This is a genomic window from Roseivivax sp. THAF30, assembly GCF_009363575.1.
GTDB classification, from domain to species: Bacteria; Pseudomonadota; Alphaproteobacteria; order Rhodobacterales; family Rhodobacteraceae; genus Roseivivax; species Roseivivax halotolerans.
Genome location: NZ_CP045389.1, coordinates 2,467,442 through 2,484,646, shown reverse-complemented (window position 1 = coordinate 2,484,646; position 17,205 = coordinate 2,467,442). Strand labels below are relative to the sequence as shown.

At 64.9% G+C, this 17,205-nt stretch carries 12 protein-coding genes and 1 tRNA gene; 12 read left to right on the top strand and 1 reads right to left on the bottom strand.

Annotated features, from left to right (window positions below):
- The first annotated feature begins 37 nt into the window (after window positions 1–37).
- From acuI to FIU91_RS11985, 12 genes are all read left to right on the top strand, one after another.
- Window positions 38–1,024: an acryloyl-CoA reductase gene (gene acuI, locus FIU91_RS12040; RefSeq protein WP_152462632.1), complete on the top strand. Its 987-nt coding sequence runs from the start codon at window positions 38–40 to the stop codon at window positions 1,022–1,024.
- 130 nt (window positions 1,025–1,154) lie between these two features.
- Window positions 1,155–2,798, top strand: coding sequence for a BCCT family transporter (locus tag FIU91_RS12035; RefSeq protein WP_152462631.1), 1,644 nt, complete (start codon window positions 1,155–1,157; stop codon window positions 2,796–2,798).
- Between the two features lie 303 nt (window positions 2,799–3,101).
- On the top strand, window positions 3,102–4,754 hold the full coding sequence (locus FIU91_RS12030) for a BCCT family transporter (protein WP_152462630.1): 1,653 nt from the start codon (window positions 3,102–3,104) through the stop codon (window positions 4,752–4,754).
- A 210-nt stretch (window positions 4,755–4,964) separates the two neighbouring features.
- Window positions 4,965–7,109 carry a DEAD/DEAH box helicase gene (locus FIU91_RS12025; RefSeq protein WP_152462629.1) on the top strand — a complete coding sequence of 715 codons (2,145 nt, stop codon included), beginning with the start codon at window positions 4,965–4,967 and terminating at the stop codon, window positions 7,107–7,109.
- Window positions 7,110–7,197: 88 nt separating this feature from the next.
- Window positions 7,198–8,619: a deoxyribodipyrimidine photo-lyase gene (locus FIU91_RS12020; protein ID WP_152462628.1), complete on the top strand. Its 1,422-nt coding sequence runs from the start codon at window positions 7,198–7,200 to the stop codon at window positions 8,617–8,619.
- A 111-nt stretch (window positions 8,620–8,730) separates the two neighbouring features.
- Window positions 8,731–9,939 (top strand): cyclopropane-fatty-acyl-phospholipid synthase family protein, encoded by a 1,209-nt coding sequence (locus tag FIU91_RS12015; protein ID WP_152462627.1) that lies wholly within the window; start codon window positions 8,731–8,733, stop codon window positions 9,937–9,939.
- 6 nt (window positions 9,940–9,945) lie between these two features.
- Window positions 9,946–10,386 carry a TrgA family protein gene (locus FIU91_RS12010; protein WP_152462626.1) on the top strand — a complete coding sequence of 147 codons (441 nt, stop codon included), beginning with the start codon at window positions 9,946–9,948 and terminating at the stop codon, window positions 10,384–10,386.
- 1 nt (window position 10,387) lies between these two features.
- Window positions 10,388–11,503, top strand: coding sequence for a gamma-glutamylcyclotransferase (locus tag FIU91_RS12005; protein ID WP_152462625.1), 1,116 nt, complete (start codon window positions 10,388–10,390; stop codon window positions 11,501–11,503).
- A 63-nt stretch (window positions 11,504–11,566) separates the two neighbouring features.
- On the top strand, window positions 11,567–12,595 hold the full coding sequence (locus FIU91_RS12000; RefSeq protein WP_093010083.1) for a cysteine synthase A: 1,029 nt from the start codon (window positions 11,567–11,569) through the stop codon (window positions 12,593–12,595).
- Window positions 12,592–15,144: a DUF3772 domain-containing protein gene (locus FIU91_RS11995; RefSeq protein ID WP_152462624.1), complete on the top strand. Its 2,553-nt coding sequence runs from the start codon at window positions 12,592–12,594 to the stop codon at window positions 15,142–15,144. Before FIU91_RS12000 ends, FIU91_RS11995 begins: the two co-directional genes overlap by 4 nt.
- A gap of 6 nt (window positions 15,145–15,150) precedes the next feature.
- Window positions 15,151–15,870, top strand: a complete 720-nt coding sequence (locus FIU91_RS11990; protein ID WP_152462623.1) for an alanyl-tRNA editing protein — start codon at window positions 15,151–15,153, stop codon at window positions 15,868–15,870.
- 89 nt (window positions 15,871–15,959) lie between these two features.
- A tRNA-Ser gene (locus FIU91_RS11985) sits at window positions 15,960–16,049 on the top strand.
- Between the two features lie 107 nt (window positions 16,050–16,156).
- Here the strand turns inward: FIU91_RS11985 and FIU91_RS11980 are convergent.
- Complete coding sequence (locus FIU91_RS11980) at window positions 16,157–17,095, bottom strand: LysR substrate-binding domain-containing protein (RefSeq protein ID WP_093010071.1); 939 nt, start codon at window positions 17,093–17,095, stop codon at window positions 16,157–16,159.
- Between the last annotated feature and the right edge of the window lie 110 nt (window positions 17,096–17,205).

Here is a 17,205-nt window from a genome sequence, read left to right as displayed (position 1 = left end):
CGCATAGCCGACACTTGTTGAGGAAGAGAGGACACACATGTTCAATGCATTGCTCGTCGAGAAGGACGAAGAGAGCGGCAAGACAAGCGCCGCCGTCAAACAGATCTCGGACGACGATCTGCCCGAGGGCGAGGTGACGGTCGCGGTCGAGTATTCGACGCTCAACTACAAGGACGGGCTCTGCATCGGGCCGGGCGGCGGGCTTGTCCGCAATTACCCGCATGTGCCCGGCATCGACTTTGCCGGAACGGTCGAGAGCTCGAGCGACGATCGATACAGCGCCGGCGACAAGGTCGTCCTAACAGGCTGGCGCGTCGGGGAGGCGCATTGGGGCGGCTATGCCGAGAAGGCGCGCGTGAAGGCCGATTGGCTGGTGCCGCTGCCCGAGGGCCTCGACACTCGGCAGGCGATGGCCGTCGGCACGGCGGGCTTCACGGCCATGCTCGCGGTGATGGCGCTCGAGGATCACGGGATCAAGGATGGCCCCGTTCTCGTCACAGGTGCGTCCGGCGGCGTCGGCTCGGTTGCCACGGCGATCCTCGCCGCGCTCGGTCACGAGGTCGCTGGCGTGACGGGCCGCCCGGACAGCGCCGATTACCTCAAGGCGCTCGGTGCGACCGAAATCGTGGCGCGCGAGGATCTTGCCGAGACCACGAAGCGCCCGCTCGAAACCGAGCGCTGGGGCGGCTGTGTCGACGTCGTCGGCGGCGCGATGCTGGCGCGGGTGCTGGGCCAGCTCAAATACGGAGCCTCTGCCGCGGCGGTCGGATTGGCGGGCGGAGCCGACCTTCCGGCCAAGGTTGTCCCCTTCCTTTTGCGCGGCGTGAACCTTCTCGGCATCGACAGCGTCATGCAGCCCTACGACAACCGGCTGCGCGCCTGGGAGCGGATTGCGAAAGATCTGCCGATGGAGAAGCTCGACGCGATGGTGCAGCCGGCAACGCTCTCCGATCTGCCGAAACTCGGGGCGGATATCCTGAACGGGCAGGTGCGCGGCCGCGTCGTGGTGGACGTCCGCGGCTGATTGTCATACCCTTCAGTTCGCATTTGTCTCCACGGCTTGTCGGCACGACCGCTCGCGGTGGGCAAATCATCGCAAAGCGGCGCAAGATCGCAAGTCGCGGAATGCAAAATACAAGTAGGGAGCCCCTCGCATGTCAAACGAGGACATCACGGCCGAAGGCATACCAACGCCAGAAGGCCATACGAACCTCATCGAAACCGATTACGATGTCGGCCAGGACAATATAGACGGCAAACTCGGGCCATTCGGTTTCGACATTCACAACCCGGTTTTTGTCATTTCCGGCGCCTCCGTGATCCTGTTCGTCGTCTATGCCCTGATCTTCCGCGAGCAGGCATCGACCTTCTTCGGCGAACTCAGGCCTTACCTGACATCGACCTTCGACTGGTTCTTCCTGTCGGCGGCCAACTTCTTCGTTCTTTTCTCTTTGTTCCTGATCGTGAGCCCCTGGGGCGGCGTCCGTCTCGGCGGGACGGAAGCCACGCCCGACTTCACCTATGCGGGCTGGTTCGCGATGCTCTTTGCGGCGGGCATGGGCATCGGTCTGATGTTCTTCGGCGTGCTCGAGCCGGTCTATCACATGGCTGTCTCGTCACCGCTCGGCGTGCCGTCTCCATTCGCCGAGGACGGCACCGTGATCGAGGCGAATGTCGCCGCGGCGCGCGAGATCGGCCTGGCGGGCACGATCTTCCACTGGGGCCTGCACCCTTGGGCGATCTACGCGATCGTGGCGCTGAGCCTTGCGCTCTTCAGCTACAACAAGGGTCTGCCTCTGACGATCCGGTCGGCCTTCTATCCGATCTTCGGCGATCGCGTCTGGGGTTGGACCGGGCACATCATCGACACGTTGGCGGTCTTCGCGACGCTCTTCGGCCTTGCGACCTCGCTCGGCTTCGGCGCGCAGCAGGCGGTCGCCGGTCTCGAATTCGTCTATGGTCTGCCCAACACGATCACGAGCCAGGTGGTGTTGATCGTGGCGATCACGCTTGTCGCGCTGGTGTCGGTCCTGCGTGGCCTTGATGGGGGGGTGAAAGTCCTCTCCGAGGTCAACATGGTCGTGGCGGCGCTGCTGTTGCTTTTCGTGCTGCTGGCAGGCCCGACTGTGATGCTGCTGACGGGCTTCGGCGAGGGGCTTCTTGCCTATGGCCGCGAGCTCTTGCCGCTGTCCAACCCGGTCGGGCGCGAGGATGACAGCTATCGTCACGGGTGGACCGCGTTCTACTGGGCCTGGTGGATCTCCTGGTCACCGTTCGTGGGCATGTTCATCGCCCGCGTCAGCCGCGGCCGCACGGTGCGCGAGTTCATCACCTGCGTGATCCTGATCCCGAGCCTTGTCTGCGTCCTCTGGATGGCGGTGTTCGGCGGTGCGGCGATCGACCAGGTTCTGAACAACCCCGACAGCCTCGTGAAGGCGAACGTGATCGACAGCTACAGCCCCGAGCTTTCGCTCTTCGGGATGCTGTCGGAATTGCCGATGGCGGCGATCACATCGACCATCGCGGTGATCCTCGTCATCGTGTTCTTCGTGACCTCGTCCGACTCCGGCAGCCTTGTGATCGACACGATCACAGCGGGCGGCAAGGTCGATGCGCCGGTCCCGCAGCGGGTGTTCTGGTGCATCTTCGAAGGCGCGGTCGCCATCGTGCTCCTGATCGGCGGCGGACTCGGAGCGCTCCAGGCGATGGTGATCTCCACGGGCCTGCCGTTCACGATCGTGCTTTTGCTGATGTGCTGGGCTATCATCGCTGGCCTCAGGAGCGAAAAGCGCGGCTGATCGCGTCACATGATGCGGCCGCAACGACCCGGCCGTAAACCACGCCAGACACGCCCCGGACCCCTTGGTCCGGGGCGTTTTCATGTCTGAAGGACGGAAGATTGCGCGCGTGAAAGGCTGCGTAATCTCGGGTTTGCGGAATAGGATGGCAAGGTCAGTTGTGGAAAAGGTTGCCCCTATCTCAGCGGCTTAGGTCCCGCATGAGAGAATTATGGTCCAGAAATACCGTGTTACGGGTTGTCGCAGGTCCGTGGGCTCTACTTGAGATGTTGAGCAAGAAAACGCCAACAACGGAGGTGCCATATGACCGACGCTTCATCGGAGTCGGAAGGCTTGGACATTCCCAGTCCCGACGGCGACGTCAACACGATCCATACGACCTACAAGGTCGGCCAGGATAATGTGGAAAAGAAGATCGGCCCGCTCGTCTTCGACATTCACAACCCGGTCTTCCTGATCTCGTCTCTGACAGTCCTCGTCTTCGTCCTTGTCACCCTGATCTTCCAGGAATCCGCGTCGGCCGTCTTCAACTGGCTCTTCACCTTTGTAACCACGACGTTCGATTGGGCCTTCCTCTCGGCGGCGAACATCTTCGTGCTGTTCTGCCTCTATCTGGTGGTCAGCCCGCTCGGGAAGGTGAGACTCGGCGGCACGGATGCGACGCCGGATTTCGGGTATCTGTCCTGGTTCGCGATGCTCTTCGCCGCCGGCATGGGCATTGGCCTCATGTTCTTCGGCGTGCTCGAGCCCGTCTATCACATGCAGGTGTCGAACCCGCTCGGTCTCGAAGGACCGATCAACACCGAAACCGGTGAGATCGACCAGGCGCAACTTGCCGATGCGCGCGGACACGGGCTGGCGGCCACAATCTTCCACTTCGGCCTGCACCCGTGGGCGGCCTACGCGGTGGTGGCGCTCGCGCTGTCTTTGTTCACCTACAACAAGCAGCTTCCGCTCTCCATCCGGTCGGCGTTCTACCCGTTGATGGGGGACAAAGTCTGGGGCTGGCCGGGCCATATCATCGACATCATCGCCGTCTTCGCGACGCTCTTCGGCCTGACGACGTCGCTCGGCCTTGGCGCGCAGCAGGCGACATCCGGGCTGAGCTACGTGTTCGACGTGCCGGACTCGCTCAACACCCAGATTATCGTGATCGCAGGCGTGACCGCAGTTGCGCTGTTCTCGGTGATCCGGGGCATCGACGGCGGCGTGAAGGTTCTGTCGAACCTGAACATGTGTTTTGCCGTTCTTCTCGTGCTCTTCGTGTTCTTCGCGGGACCGACGATGCAGATCCTCCGGGACGTCTGGAACGGTCTGTCGACCTACGTGATGGATGTCGTGCCGCTGTCGAACCCGATCGGCCGCGACGATGACAGCTTCCGCGAGAGCTGGACTTCGTTCTACTGGGCCTGGTGGATCTCTTGGTCACCGTTCGTGGGCATGTTCATCGCCCGCGTCAGCCGTGGCCGCACGGTGCGCGAGTTCATCACATGCGTGATGCTGATACCGACCCTCGTGGGCGTCTTCTGGATGGCGACCTTCGGCGGCACCGCGATCACTCAGGTCGCGGAGATGGGCACCGAAAGCGGCGTCTACCAGAACGTCATCGCCAACTATAACGACTCGCTCGCGATGTTCGCGATGTTCGGGGACATGCCCCTCACGACGATCACCTCTTCGCTGGCGATCATCCTGGTGCTGGTCTTCTTCATCACCTCGTCGGATTCGGGAAGCCTCGTGATCGACACGATCACCGCGGGCGGCAAGACCGAAGCGCCGACGGCGCAGCGGGTCTTCTGGGCCACGATCGAGGGCGTCGTTGCGATCACGCTCCTGATCGGCGGCGGTTTGACGGCGCTTCAGGCGATGGTGAATGCCACGGGCATCATCTTCACGGTGGTTCTCTTGTTCCTCTGTTGGGCCATCTACCGGGGCCTGCGGACAGAGCCGCGGTAAAGACAATCACACCGGGCGGGACCGAACCCGCCCGGTGATCCCATCCTTCCGGTCATCGCTGTTATGCACTGCGCGCAGATGGGCCATGTCAGGCGCACTGCGCGAAATGCCATATACAGAGGGCGCATTTTGCGCTATGAGGCGCAATCTCCGCCCCCCATTGGCGGACTGCGAGCCTCTCGCGGCACTTCTCAAGATCGGTTTCCCAGAATGATCCAGACCCTTTCCGATGCGCTCGAAGAGCGTGGCTACACCACTTTGACGCCCGTTCAGGACGCGGTGACGGATCCGGGTCTCGATGACGCGGACCTTCTCGTTTCCGCGCAGACCGGCTCGGGGAAGACCGTGGGGTTCGGCCTCGCGATTGGTCCGACGATCCTTGAAGAGGGCCGGGTGCCGGTGCCGGCCTCCGCGCCGCTTGCGCTCATTGTCGCGCCCACGCGGGAACTGGCCTTCCAGGTCAGCCGCGAGCTGACATGGCTCTATGCGAAGACCGGCGCGTCGGTTGCGACCTGCGTCGGCGGCATGGACATGCGCGACGAGCGACGGGCGCTTGAGCGCGGAGCGCATATCGTTGTCGGCACGCCGGGCCGACTGCGCGACCATATCCAGCGCGGCTCCCTCGATCTGTCGTCGATCCGTGCGGTCGTGCTCGACGAGGCGGACGAGATGCTGGATCTGGGATTCCGCGAGGATCTCGAATTCATGCTGGGCGAAGCGCCTGAAGATCGCCGGACGCTGATGTTCTCGGCCACCGTGCCGCCGATGATCGAAAAGCTCGCCTCCGAATACCAGCAGGATGCGCGGCGCGTCGTGACAAGCTCCGGCTCGAGCCAGCACACCGATATCGAATACCAGGCACTGCGCGTCGCTGAGCGCGATGCCGAGAACGCCATCATCAACGTCCTGCGCTTCCACGATGCGGAAAACGCGATCGTCTTTGCAAACACGCGGGCGACCGTGAACCGTCTGACGGCGCGGTTTGCAAATCGCGGCTTCGCGGTCGTGTGCCTGTCGGGCGAGCTCAGCCAATCCGAACGCAGTCATGCGCTTCAGGCGATGCGCGACGGGCGCGCGCGGGTCTGCGTTGCGACCGATGTCGCCGCGCGCGGGATCGACCTGCCGAACCTCGAACTCGTCGTGCATGCCGAGCTTCCCAAGACCTCCGAAGGTCTGCTGCACCGCTCTGGCCGGACCGGCCGGGCAGGGCGCAAGGGCATCTCCACGCTGATCGTGCCGCCGAAAGCCGTCAAGAAAGCCGAGCGTCTGCTGAAGACCGCGCGCGTCACCGCCGACTGGACCACAGCGCCCGGCGCGGAAGACATCCTTGCGCGCGACGAGGAGCGGCTATTGGCCGATCCTGACTGGGCGAGCGAGATCACCGAGGAACAGGCGTCCTTCGCCGCGAAACTGCTCGCGCAACAAAGCCCCGAAGCCGTGGCCGCCGCCTATCTGCGCCTCTACCGCACCCGTCATTCCGCGCCCGAGGAGCTGTCAGCTCCCGAAGAGCGCGCAGCCCCGAAAGACCGCCCCGTGAAAGAGCGCGCGCCTTTCGGGCCGAGCGTCTGGATTTCCCTCTCGGTGGGCCGCAAAGACCGCGCCGAGCCGCGCTGGCTCCTGCCGCTGCTGTTGCGGACCGGCGGGCTCGACAAGGACGCGGTCGGCGCGATCCGCGTGCAGGATGCCGAAACCTACGTGGAATTGGCCGCACCCAGCGCCGAGGGCTTTCTTGCAAGCCTCGGTGAGGGCGGCGAACTCGAACAGGGCGTGATCGCGCAGAAGCTCGACGGCGTGCCGGACATGAGCCGCCCCGCACCTGCGCCGAGGCGCGCGCCGGGCAAGCCCGAGCGTCCGCGCGGCGACAAGCCAGACTGGAAGGCGAACAAGTCCGACCGCCCTCAAGGCGACAAGCCTGACTGGAAGAAAGACAAGCCCGCGCGGGCGTCGGCCCCGCGTGAGGAGAAAAGCCGCGAGCCAGGCGATAAACCCGCTTGGAAGAAAGACCGGCCTGCGCCTGCGGCGAAGCCCCGCGAAGAGCGCGCGGCGCCCGAGGCCCGCAAGCCCGCCAAGCCCGACTGGAAGAAGACGACTTCCGCCGGCGAGAGCGCATCCAAACCCGCGGGCAAGAAGCCGTTCGACCAGAAATCCGATGCGAAAGCCGGACGCCCGAAAAAGCCGAAGGACAAGCCCGAGGCGGCAACCGCGCCCGCGAAACCCCGCAGCAAGGCATCCGACACCTCCCAGCGCTTCACCCCGCCGCATCGTGCGGGCAAGGGGCCGGGCAAGCCGGGACAGGCGCGGGGCACCGCGCGCCGTCAAGGCGGAGGTCAGCCGCCGCGCCGCTCCAGGGTCTGAGGCCGGGTCATGACGCGCGGGGTCTGTTGACCCTCGCGCGCCCACGCTAGCTTTCCCGGAACATGCGCCGCAATTCCGGGAGAGACCTTTGGCCGACACGCGACCCACGATCCTTTGGCATCGCCGCGATCTGCGGCTCTCGGACCATCCGGCGCTCGACGCCGCGGCCAGTCGTGGCGGTCCGGTGATCCCGGTCTTCATTCGCGACAACCTGGTCGACAAGCTTGGCACCGCGCCGGTCTGGCGGCTGGGCCTCGGCCTCGGCGCGCTGGGCGAGAGCTATGCGGAGAAGGGCAGCCGGTTGATCCTGCGCGCAGGCCCGCCGCTCGAAGTCTTGCGAAAGCTGGTGGAGGAAACCGGGGCGGGGGCGGTCTACTGGATGCGCGCCTACGACGCGGACAGCGTCGAGCGCGACGAGCGCGTGAAGTCGGGGCTCAAGGATGACGGGCTCGAGGCCAAAAGCTTTGCCGGACACCTGATGTTCGAACCCTGGAGCGTCGAAACCAAACAGGGCGAGTTCTACAAGGTCTATACGCCGTTCTGGCGCGCGGTGAAGGATCGCGAGGTGCCCGAGCCGATCGCGACGCCTGGCAAGATCCCCGCGCCAGCTGACTGGCCTGCGAGCGATGCGCTGGACGAGTGGAGCTTCGGGGCGGGCATGGATCGCGGCGCGGACGTGGTGCGCCCCTATGTGCAGCTCGGCGAGAGCGCGGCGCAAGCGCGGCTCGGCGCGTTCGTGTCCTCGAAGATCGGGGCATACAAGGCGAACCGTGACATCCCGGCAGTGGACGGCACGTCGAACCTGTCTGAGAACCTCGCGCTCGGAGAGATCACGCCGCATCAATGCTGGGCGGCGGGCATGCGCGCCCTGAACGATGGCAAGGACGACGCGCAGACCTTCCTGCAGGAGCTCGTCTGGCGCGAGTTCGCCTACCACCTTCTCTGGCACACGCCGCAGCTCGAGACCGGCAATTGGCGCGAGGAATGGGATGCCTTTCCCTGGAACGAGGACGAGCGCAAATCCGAGGTCATCGCGTGGAAACGCGCCCGGACGGGCATGGCGTTCGTCGATGCGGCGCTGCGCGAGATGTACGTTACGGGCCGGATGCACAATCGCGGCCGAATGATCGTCGCCTCCTACCTCTGCAAACACCTCATGTGTCATTGGAAGATCGGCAAGGAATGGTTCGAGGATTGCCTGATTGACTGGGATCCGGCCTCGAACGCGATGGGCTGGCAATGGTCGGCGGGCTCCGGCCCCGACGCGACCCCCTATTTCCGCGTCTTCAATCCCGAAACGCAGGTGGACCGGTTCGACAAGGACCGCACATTCATCAATCGCTGGATCGCGGAAGGGCAGAACACCCCGCCCGAGACGGCTCTGTCCTATTTCGAGGCCATTCCGCGCAGCTGGAAAATCTCGCCGGATGACGACTACCCCGAGCCGATCGTGGGTGCGAAAGAAGGTCGGCAGCGCGCGCTTGACGCCTATGAGAACCGTGACTTCTGAACGCATGTCCCGGCGTCAACTTGCGGGGTGCGGCCTCCGCGCTATAGCTTGCCGTGAAACGGGACACACCCGGCGCCCGTGTCTGGAGCGTCGGATGAAATGGGGAACTCGATGGTATTGACCTCGACGCAGGGCCAGGACGGCCTGCCGCGGTATTTTGCGCAAGTCTTCGACATGTCGCAAAAGATGAACAATGGACGCATCGACTTCGTGATGCCGGACGGGCGCGTTTTCCGCGCAGAGGGGCGCAATCCCGGACCGGTCGCCGAGCTACATCTGCACAATCCAGATCTCTTTGCGCGCCTCATCCGTGAGGGCGATCTGGGGTTCTGCGACGGCTATCTCGACGGTTGGTGGTCGACGCCGGACCTGCAGGCCTTCATGGATCTCGTCCATGCGGACAACGAGGACATCTACGACGGATTTCCCGGCATGGGGCTCCTGCGCGCCTACGAGCGGCTGCGGTTCTGGTTGAAATCCAATTCCAAGACCCAGGCGCGTCGCAACATCGCGCAGCACTACGACCTCGGCAACGAGTTCTACCAGCTCTGGCTCGATGACACGATGACCTATTCCTCGGCCAAGTTCGATACCGGCCAGGAGAGCCTCGAGAAAGCGCAGATCGCCAAATACGCCTCGATGGTGGACCAGATGGGCGCGCAGCCCGGTGACCACGTGCTCGAGATCGGCTGCGGCTGGGGCGGCTTTGCCGAATATGCCGCGAAGGAGCGCGGCCTGCGGGTGACGGGTCTCACCATCAGCCAGGCGCAATACGATTACGCCAAGGAGCGCATTCGGCGCGCGGGGCTCGAGGACCGGGTCGAGTTCAAGTTGCAGGATTACCGCGACGAGCGCGGGCTTTATGACGGCATCGCCTCCATCGAGATGTTCGAGGCGGTCGGGGAGCGCTACTGGCCGGTCTATTTCAACACCGTCAAGGACCGGCTCAAGCCAGGCGCGACGGCCACGCTGCAGGTCATCACCGTCGATCACCGCCGCTGGGACGTCTATAAGCGCGGGCCCGATTTCATCCAGAAATACATCTTCCCCGGCGGCATGCTGCCTTCGCCGGTGGTGCTGCGCGACGAGATCAAGCGCGCCGGGCTCGAGGTTCTACGCAGCATCGAGTTCGGCGACAGCTACGACCAGACGCTCCGTCGCTGGCACGACACGTTCAACCGCAAATGGGACGAGGTGGCGCAGTTAGGATTTGACGACCGCTTCCGCCGCATGTGGAATTTCTACCTGACGTCCTGCGCCGCGACCTTCGCGACGGGGAATTGCGACGTCACGCAGATCACGTTGTCTCGTCCGGGTTGAGAACACATGCCCACGGCACCGAAACTTGTCGCGGGCTTGTTGCTCGCAGCGCTGGCCTTCGTCGTCACCGAAATGGTGAAGGCGGGCCTGCCTAGCTCGATCACGGTCGGGGCGGTGTCGGAGGTCAACGCGCTCATCGCTTTCTTCGGCGGCTGGAAGTTCATCGGTGCGCGGGTCGGCAAGGGCACGTCCGCTGCGATCACCAACGGGATCACGGGCACCTTTGCGACCACCGTGGTCTGCCTCTTCGTGCACGCGGTCGAGCAGATGGTCGCGGATTCGATGGACCGCAAGTACCGAACCGTTTTCGAGGCGATCGACGGCGCAATCACGTATTTCCTCGAATACGGTTCTTTTCTGCTGACGTTCAATGTCCTGGGATTGATGGCGATCGGCGCGATCATCGTGGCCGTTGCGGCCGAAGTCGCGAGCCACTACTGGCGCTGACATGACTAGGTATTTTCTTTACGGCACGCTCCGCCATCCGGAGCTGTTTGAGCGCGTCGCGGGCACGCCCGCCACGGCGGAGCGCGCGTCGCTGGCCGGGCACGCGGTCCACTGGGTTGCCGGACAGGCCTATCCGGTTCTGATCGCGAAGGACGGCGCGGAGGCGGACGGCGTACTGGTCGATGTCTCCGCCGAAGCGGCGGCGCGGCTCGACTTCTTCGAGGAAGGGTTCGGCTACCGCCCAGAGACCGTCACTGTCGAGACCGAGACGGGGCCGCGCGAGGCGAGGGTCTACCTGTCGGATACGCGGCCGGAACTGGGCGCGCTCTTCGATATCGAGGATTGGGCGTCTCGCTGGGCGACGGTGATGGTCTCCGCGGCCGAGGAGGTGATGGCGCGGTACGGCAAGACCGACGCGGACGCGGCGCACGCGCTGTGGTCCGTTTTCTGCGCCCGCGGCTGGGCCCGCGCGATGGCAGCGGAGGGCGCGCCGCACGCGCTTCGAACCGATATGGGGCGGGGGGACTTGCCGCGCCTCGAAATCGCGGAAGGCGGGCATGACGGGTTCTTCCGGCTGCGGCGCTTTACAGTCAGCTACCCGCAATATCGCGGCGGCTATTCGGAGGCGGTGACGCGCGAGGCGTTCTGCGCCTTCGATGCGGCGCTCGTTCTGCCGTATGATCCGGTGACGGACCAGGTGCTTCTGATCGAGCAGTTCCGCTACGGCCCGCTCATGCGCGGCGATCCGGGGCCTTGGGTGCTGGAACCCATCGCGGGGCTTGTCGATGCGGGCGAGGATCCGATGGAGACCGCGCGGCGCGAGGCGGTCGAGGAGGCACGGCTCGAGCTTTCGGAGCTGCGCCCCATGCTCAAGGTCTATGCCTCCCCCGGTTATTCGACCGAGTATTTCCATTGCTTCCTAGGGCTGGCCGATCTGGCCGGACGCGGCACGGTCTATGCCGGGCTCGACGAGGAAAACGAGGATATCCGCAGCCACGTCATTTCCTTCGACGCGGCGATGGGGCTCGTCGAGACGGGCGAAGTCAATGCCGGGCCGCTCGCGATGATGCTGCTCTGGCTTGCGCGGGAAAGGCCCGCCTTGCGCACGGGCGCTTGAGTTCGCCCGACCTGCGCCCTACACCCAAGGGCAACCGAGCGGGACAAGCAAAGGAGACCGCCCATGCGTATCGCAAAGGACATGGCTGACGCGATTGGCCGCACGCCGCTCATCCGCCTTCGCAAGGCGAGCGAGGAGACCGGCTGCGAGATCCTCGGCAAGGCGGAATTCATGAATCCCGGCCAGTCGGTGAAGGATCGCGCGGCGCTGTTCATCATCCGTGACGCGGTGGAGAAGGGCCTGCTCGAGCCCGGCGGCACAATCGTCGAGGGCACGGCGGGCAATACCGGGATCGGCCTCGCGCTCGTTGGCGCGTCGATGGGCTTCAAGACGGTCATCGTCATTCCCGAGACCCAGAGCCAGGAAAAGAAAGACATGCTGCGGCTTGCGGGTGCGGAACTCGTGGAGGTGCCGGCCGCGCCCTACAAGAACCCCAACAACTACGTGCGCTATTCGGGCCGGCTGGCGGAAGAGCTTGCCAAGACCGAACCGCATGGCGCGATCTGGGCGAACCAGTTCGACAATGTTGCCAACCGCCAGGCCCACATCGAGACGACCGGACCCGAGATCTGGGAGCAGACAGGCGGCAAGGTCGACGGTTTCATCTGTGCCGCCGGATCGGGCGGGACGGTCGCCGGTGTCGCGGCGGCGCTGCAGCCAAAGGGCGTGAAAGTCGGTCTTGCCGACCCCGAGGGCGCGGGCCTGCTCAAGCTGATGACCGGCGAGGAAAACCCTGGCGATTCCATCACCGAAGGCATCGGGCAGGGGCGGATCACCGCCAATCTTGACGGTTACACGCCCGATTTCGCGTGCCGCGTGCCCGACGCCGAAGCGCTGCCCATCGTCTTCGACCTATTGCAGCATGAAGGGCTCGTGATGGGCGGCTCGACCGGGGTCAACGTCGCGGGCGCGATGCACATGGCTCGCGAGATGGGGCCGGGGCATACGATCGTCACGATCCTCTGCGATTACGGCAACCGCTACCAGTCCAAGCTCTTCAACCGCGAGTTTCTCGAGGCCAAGGGCCTTCCGACACCGCCGTGGCTCGACAAAGCGCCTGCCTCCATTCCGGGCGTATTCGAGGACACATGAGACGCATCGCGGCGATCCGCCGGCTCGCCGCAGCGCTCGTCCTGTGTCTGGCATGGCTGCCGGTCGCGGGCACCGCACAGGAGCAATCCGCACCCGCCGAGGCGGCCACCGAGGGCGTTGAGGCACTGGGCGAAGCGCTCACCGGGCCCGACCCATCCGACGAATTGTCCGACATCGCGCCGCCTGACGACGCGCTCGATGTCGATTTCTCCGCCTGGAGCGATACAGCGGAGCGGATCGAGAGAACGCTCGCGGATGGCGAGCCGCCAACCGGCCTTCTTGAGCGGATCCGGGGCGACCTCGTGGGGTATCGTGACCGTTTCAGCATCCTTCAGAATCAGCAGAACGCGCGCATCCAGACGCTTGAAGCGCAGCTGAACGCGCTGGGGCCCGCACCTGAGGAAGGCGAAGAAGAGGCGCAGGATGTGGCTGATCGCCGGGCCGCGCTGAACGCGCAGCTCGAGGAGGCGCGCGCGCCTATCGTGACCGCCGAGGAGGCCTTCACCCGCGCCGACGGTCTCATCCGCGAGATCGACGCGCGCATCCGGGCGCGTGCGGCCGAGCGGCTCTTCTCGCAAGGTCCGACGCCGCTCAATCCCGCGCTCTGGCCCGGCGCCCTCGAGGAACTTGCGCGCTCGATCCGGGCCTTCTGGGACGAGGCGGAAGGCGAGATCTTCACCGGTGACGACGAGCTTGACCGGGAGCGGCTGCCGGTCGCACTGGGCATGGGGCTCTTCGGAATCCTGCTCCTGGCGCGCGGACGGGCCTGGGCGGAATCGGGCGTGCACTGGCTCCGCAACCGCATCTCGCGCCGCGCTTCGGGCGTGTGGCGCTTCATCGCCTCGCTCGGCATGATCATCCTGCCGCTGACCGGCATCATCCTGATCGCGCTCGGTCTGGAATATACCGAACTGATCGGGGAGCGCGGCGAGGTGATCCTCCGCCGACTGCCGATCTGGGTCGGCGTCTTCGTCTATATCCGCTGGCTGGCACAACAGACCTTCTCGCCGGACGATGACGAGGCGACTATGCCGCTCGATTCCGCGCGGCGGACGGAGGCGCGCTTCTATTTCAGTGCGCTCGCGATCCTGGTCGTGCTGAGCGGTGTGCGCTCCGTTTTCACCGAGGTTGACGACTATTCCTCGGAAGTTGCGGCGGTCCTCGCCTTCCCGATCATCGTGATCGCCAGCGCTGTGATGTTCCGCATCGGGACGATCTTCAGCCGCGCGGTGCTCGATACCGAGATCGACGATCCGGACTCTCCTGATCCGATGGCGTTCCGTATGCGGATCGGCCGCGTCTTCGGGCGGCTCGTGGTGCTGACGGCCGTCGCGGCACCTGTTTTTGCGGCTGCCGGATACCTGCAGGTCGCGCAAGCGCTGACCTTCCCGATGATCGCGACGTTGGTGCTCGCGGGTACGGTTCTGGTGCTTTTGCGGTTCGTGTCGGATCTCTATCTGCTGGTGGCGGGCAAGACCGTGCAGGAGGCCAACAGCCTCGTGCCCGTCTTCGCAGGTTTCCTTCTTTTGCTGACCGCGCTGCCCGCGCTGGCGCTTATATGGGGCGCGCGGGTCTCGGACCTGACCGAGCTCTGGGCGACCTTTACCGCCGGTTATCAGGTGGGCGACAGCCGCATCCGCCCGGCTGATTTCCTCTATTTCATCGCCGTTTTCCTGATCGGCTACGCACTGACGCGGGGCCTACAGGGCGGGCTTCGCTCCAGCGTCCTGCCGAAGACCAAGATCGATATCGGCGGGCGCAACGCCATTGTCGCAGGTGTGGGCTATGTGGGCGTCTTTACCGCCGCGCTGATCGCCTTCGCGGCGGCGGGGATCGATCTGTCCTCCATCGCGCTTGTCGCCGGTGCCTTGTCCGTCGGCATCGGCTTTGGCCTGCAGAACATCGTGTCGAACTTCGTCTCGGGGATCATCCTTCTGATCGAGCGGCCCATCGGGGAGGGCGACTGGATCGCGGTCGGCGACAACATGGGCTTCGTGAAGGACATCTCGGTGCGGTCCACCCGGATCGAGACCTTCGACCGGTTCGATGTGATCGTGCCGAATTCGGACCTCGTGACCGGCACGGTGACAAACTACACGCGCGGCAACACGTTCGGCCGCCTGATCGTGCCGGTGCGCGTGGCCTACGGCTCTGACACGCGCAAGGTCGAGCGGATCCTCTTGTCCATCGCGCGCGCGCATCCGCTCGTGTTCATGAACCCCGCCCCCTATGTCTGGTTCAAGGGATTCGCCGATAGCGGGATCGAATTCGAGATCCGCGTGATCCTGACCGACATTCTCGAGATCTTCGACGTGCAGACCGAGATGAATCACCAGATTGCCGAGCGCTTCGCGGAGGAGGGGATTCAGATCCCGTTCCCGCAGCGCGATTTGTGGCTTCGCAACGCCGAAGAGCTCACCGGGCGCGGCAGCGCGGATCATCGCGGGTTTGCAGGGCAGGACCAGACACCACAAAGCATGGACGAGCGCGCCGCGATGCCGGCTGCGATGAAACGCAGCACGGGCGGCGGCGATCCCGACGGAGAGTGACGAGAGATGACGGACTTGCTGTTTCGGACCGATCCTTATCAGCGCGAGGCCAGCGCCCGCGTAAAAGGGCTGACCGAGGAGGGCGGGATCGTGCTAGACCGCACGCTGTTCTACCCCACGGGTGGTGGACAGCCGGGTGACAGCGGCACGCTTCTTTGGGCGGATGGAGAGATTGCGATCGCGACGGCGGTAAAGGGGCAGGGTGACGCGGTGGTGCTGGTGCCCTCCGAGCCCGTCTCCCTGCCGCCCGTGGGCGCAGAGGTGACCCAGCGGCTCGATTGGGACCGGCGCTTCGCGCATATGCGGATGCACACCGCGCTGCACCTTCTCTCCGTCGCGATCCCGTTTCCGGTGACGGGCGGCCAGATCGGCGCGGGAAAAGGCCGGCTCGATTTTCTCATGCCCGAGCCGCCCGAGGACCGCGATGCGCTGGAGGCGGAGCTCAACGCGCTGATCGCCCGCGATCTGCCGGTGAGCGAAGACTGGATCGACGAGGCGGATCTCGACGCCAATCCGGGCCTTGTGAAGACGATGTCCGTCCAGCCGCCGCGCGGCGCGGGCCGGATCCGGCTGGTCCGCAGCGGCGAAGGCGATAGCCAGGTCGATCTGCAGCCTTGCGGCGGCACGCATGTTGCCCGAACCGGCGAAATCGGCCCCGCACAGCTTGGCAAGATCGAGAACAAGGGCAAGCAGAACCGCCGCGTGACCCTCCACCTTGGCGGCTGAGCCGGCTCACGCGGCGTCGCCACGTCCGAGGAAATTTATCGCGCCGAGGCCCTTGCACCTGCCTAGAGACTTCCGCTAGACCGCGCGGCGGAGAGGTGGCCGAGTGGTCGAAGGCGCACGCCTGGAAAGTGTGTAGGCGGGAAACCGTCTCGAGGGTTCGAATCCCTTCCTCTCCGCCATTTCCCTTGCAGCGCTATCGCGAATTCGCCTCAGCCGGAATTACTGCACATGTTCTGGCGCTTGGCCGCTTGGCGCAAGCGCCCGGCCCATTCCTGCACTTCGACCATCATTCCTTCGAACGACTATATCGTCCCAAGAGATCAAAGACCTGCGCCGCGGCTGGGGACAGCGCCTCTTCCGTGCGGGTGACGATGCCGTAATCGCCCACCGCCATGTCGGAGGCGACAGGCAGGATCGAAAGGCGGCTTCCGAGGCCGCCGCGCTCGATGAAGAAGCTTGCGACTGCGCGGGCGAGGGGGGCGATGGCGTTCGTCTCGTTCACATGGGCCAGCGTGAAGAGGATTGAGGTCGTGCCGAGAACGCGCCTTGGAAGCGGCCTGCCGCGCTCCAGAAGATAGGCTTCCGCCGTGCGGCGCAGAAGGCCGCCCGGAGGCTGCATCACCCAATCGAAGGGCAGGCAATCGTCGATCGTTAGACCCGAGCGTCCGCTCAAAGGATGGTCCAGGCGGACCACGAGGCTGATGGGTTCGGGGCCGATCGTCTTGATTGCGAAAGGGCGCGCATCGGCCTGGTCCGGGATCCGGCCTATATAGAGATCGAGCTCATCGGCGATCAGCCCCTCCGCCAGCCGGTCCGACGTGTCGATGTTCACGCTCGTCTGGATGTCGGGATAGGCGACCCGGATCTCGCGCAGGACGGGCAGAAGAAGGTCGAGCGAGGGGCCGGTCACAGATCCGATCCGCACATGGCCGCGCGTGCCGCTCGCGATCTGGCCGATCTGCTGATGCGTCCGGTCGAGATCGCGCAAGGTGGCGATGGCCTGGTCCGCTAGCGTCCGCCCCGCTTCGGTCAGAACGACACCTTGCGCGTGGCGCACGTAAAGCGGCGTTCCGAGCATCGTCTCAAGCTGCGCCAGAAGCCGCGAGGCCGCAGGTTGGGTCATGCCCGCATGTTGCGCCGCAGCGCCGATTTTCCCGGTTTCGCGGAGCGCCGCGAGGATTCGGAGATGCGAGAATTTCAGCCCGCTTCGAATGAGTTCAGTCATCGGTCTGCCTCTGGTCTCCCACGGAAATGACATATCAGAAATGGTATATCTATCTGCCGCTTAATCATTTGACTGATATATATCCGTAGCGCAAGTGTGGGCGCGAGCCG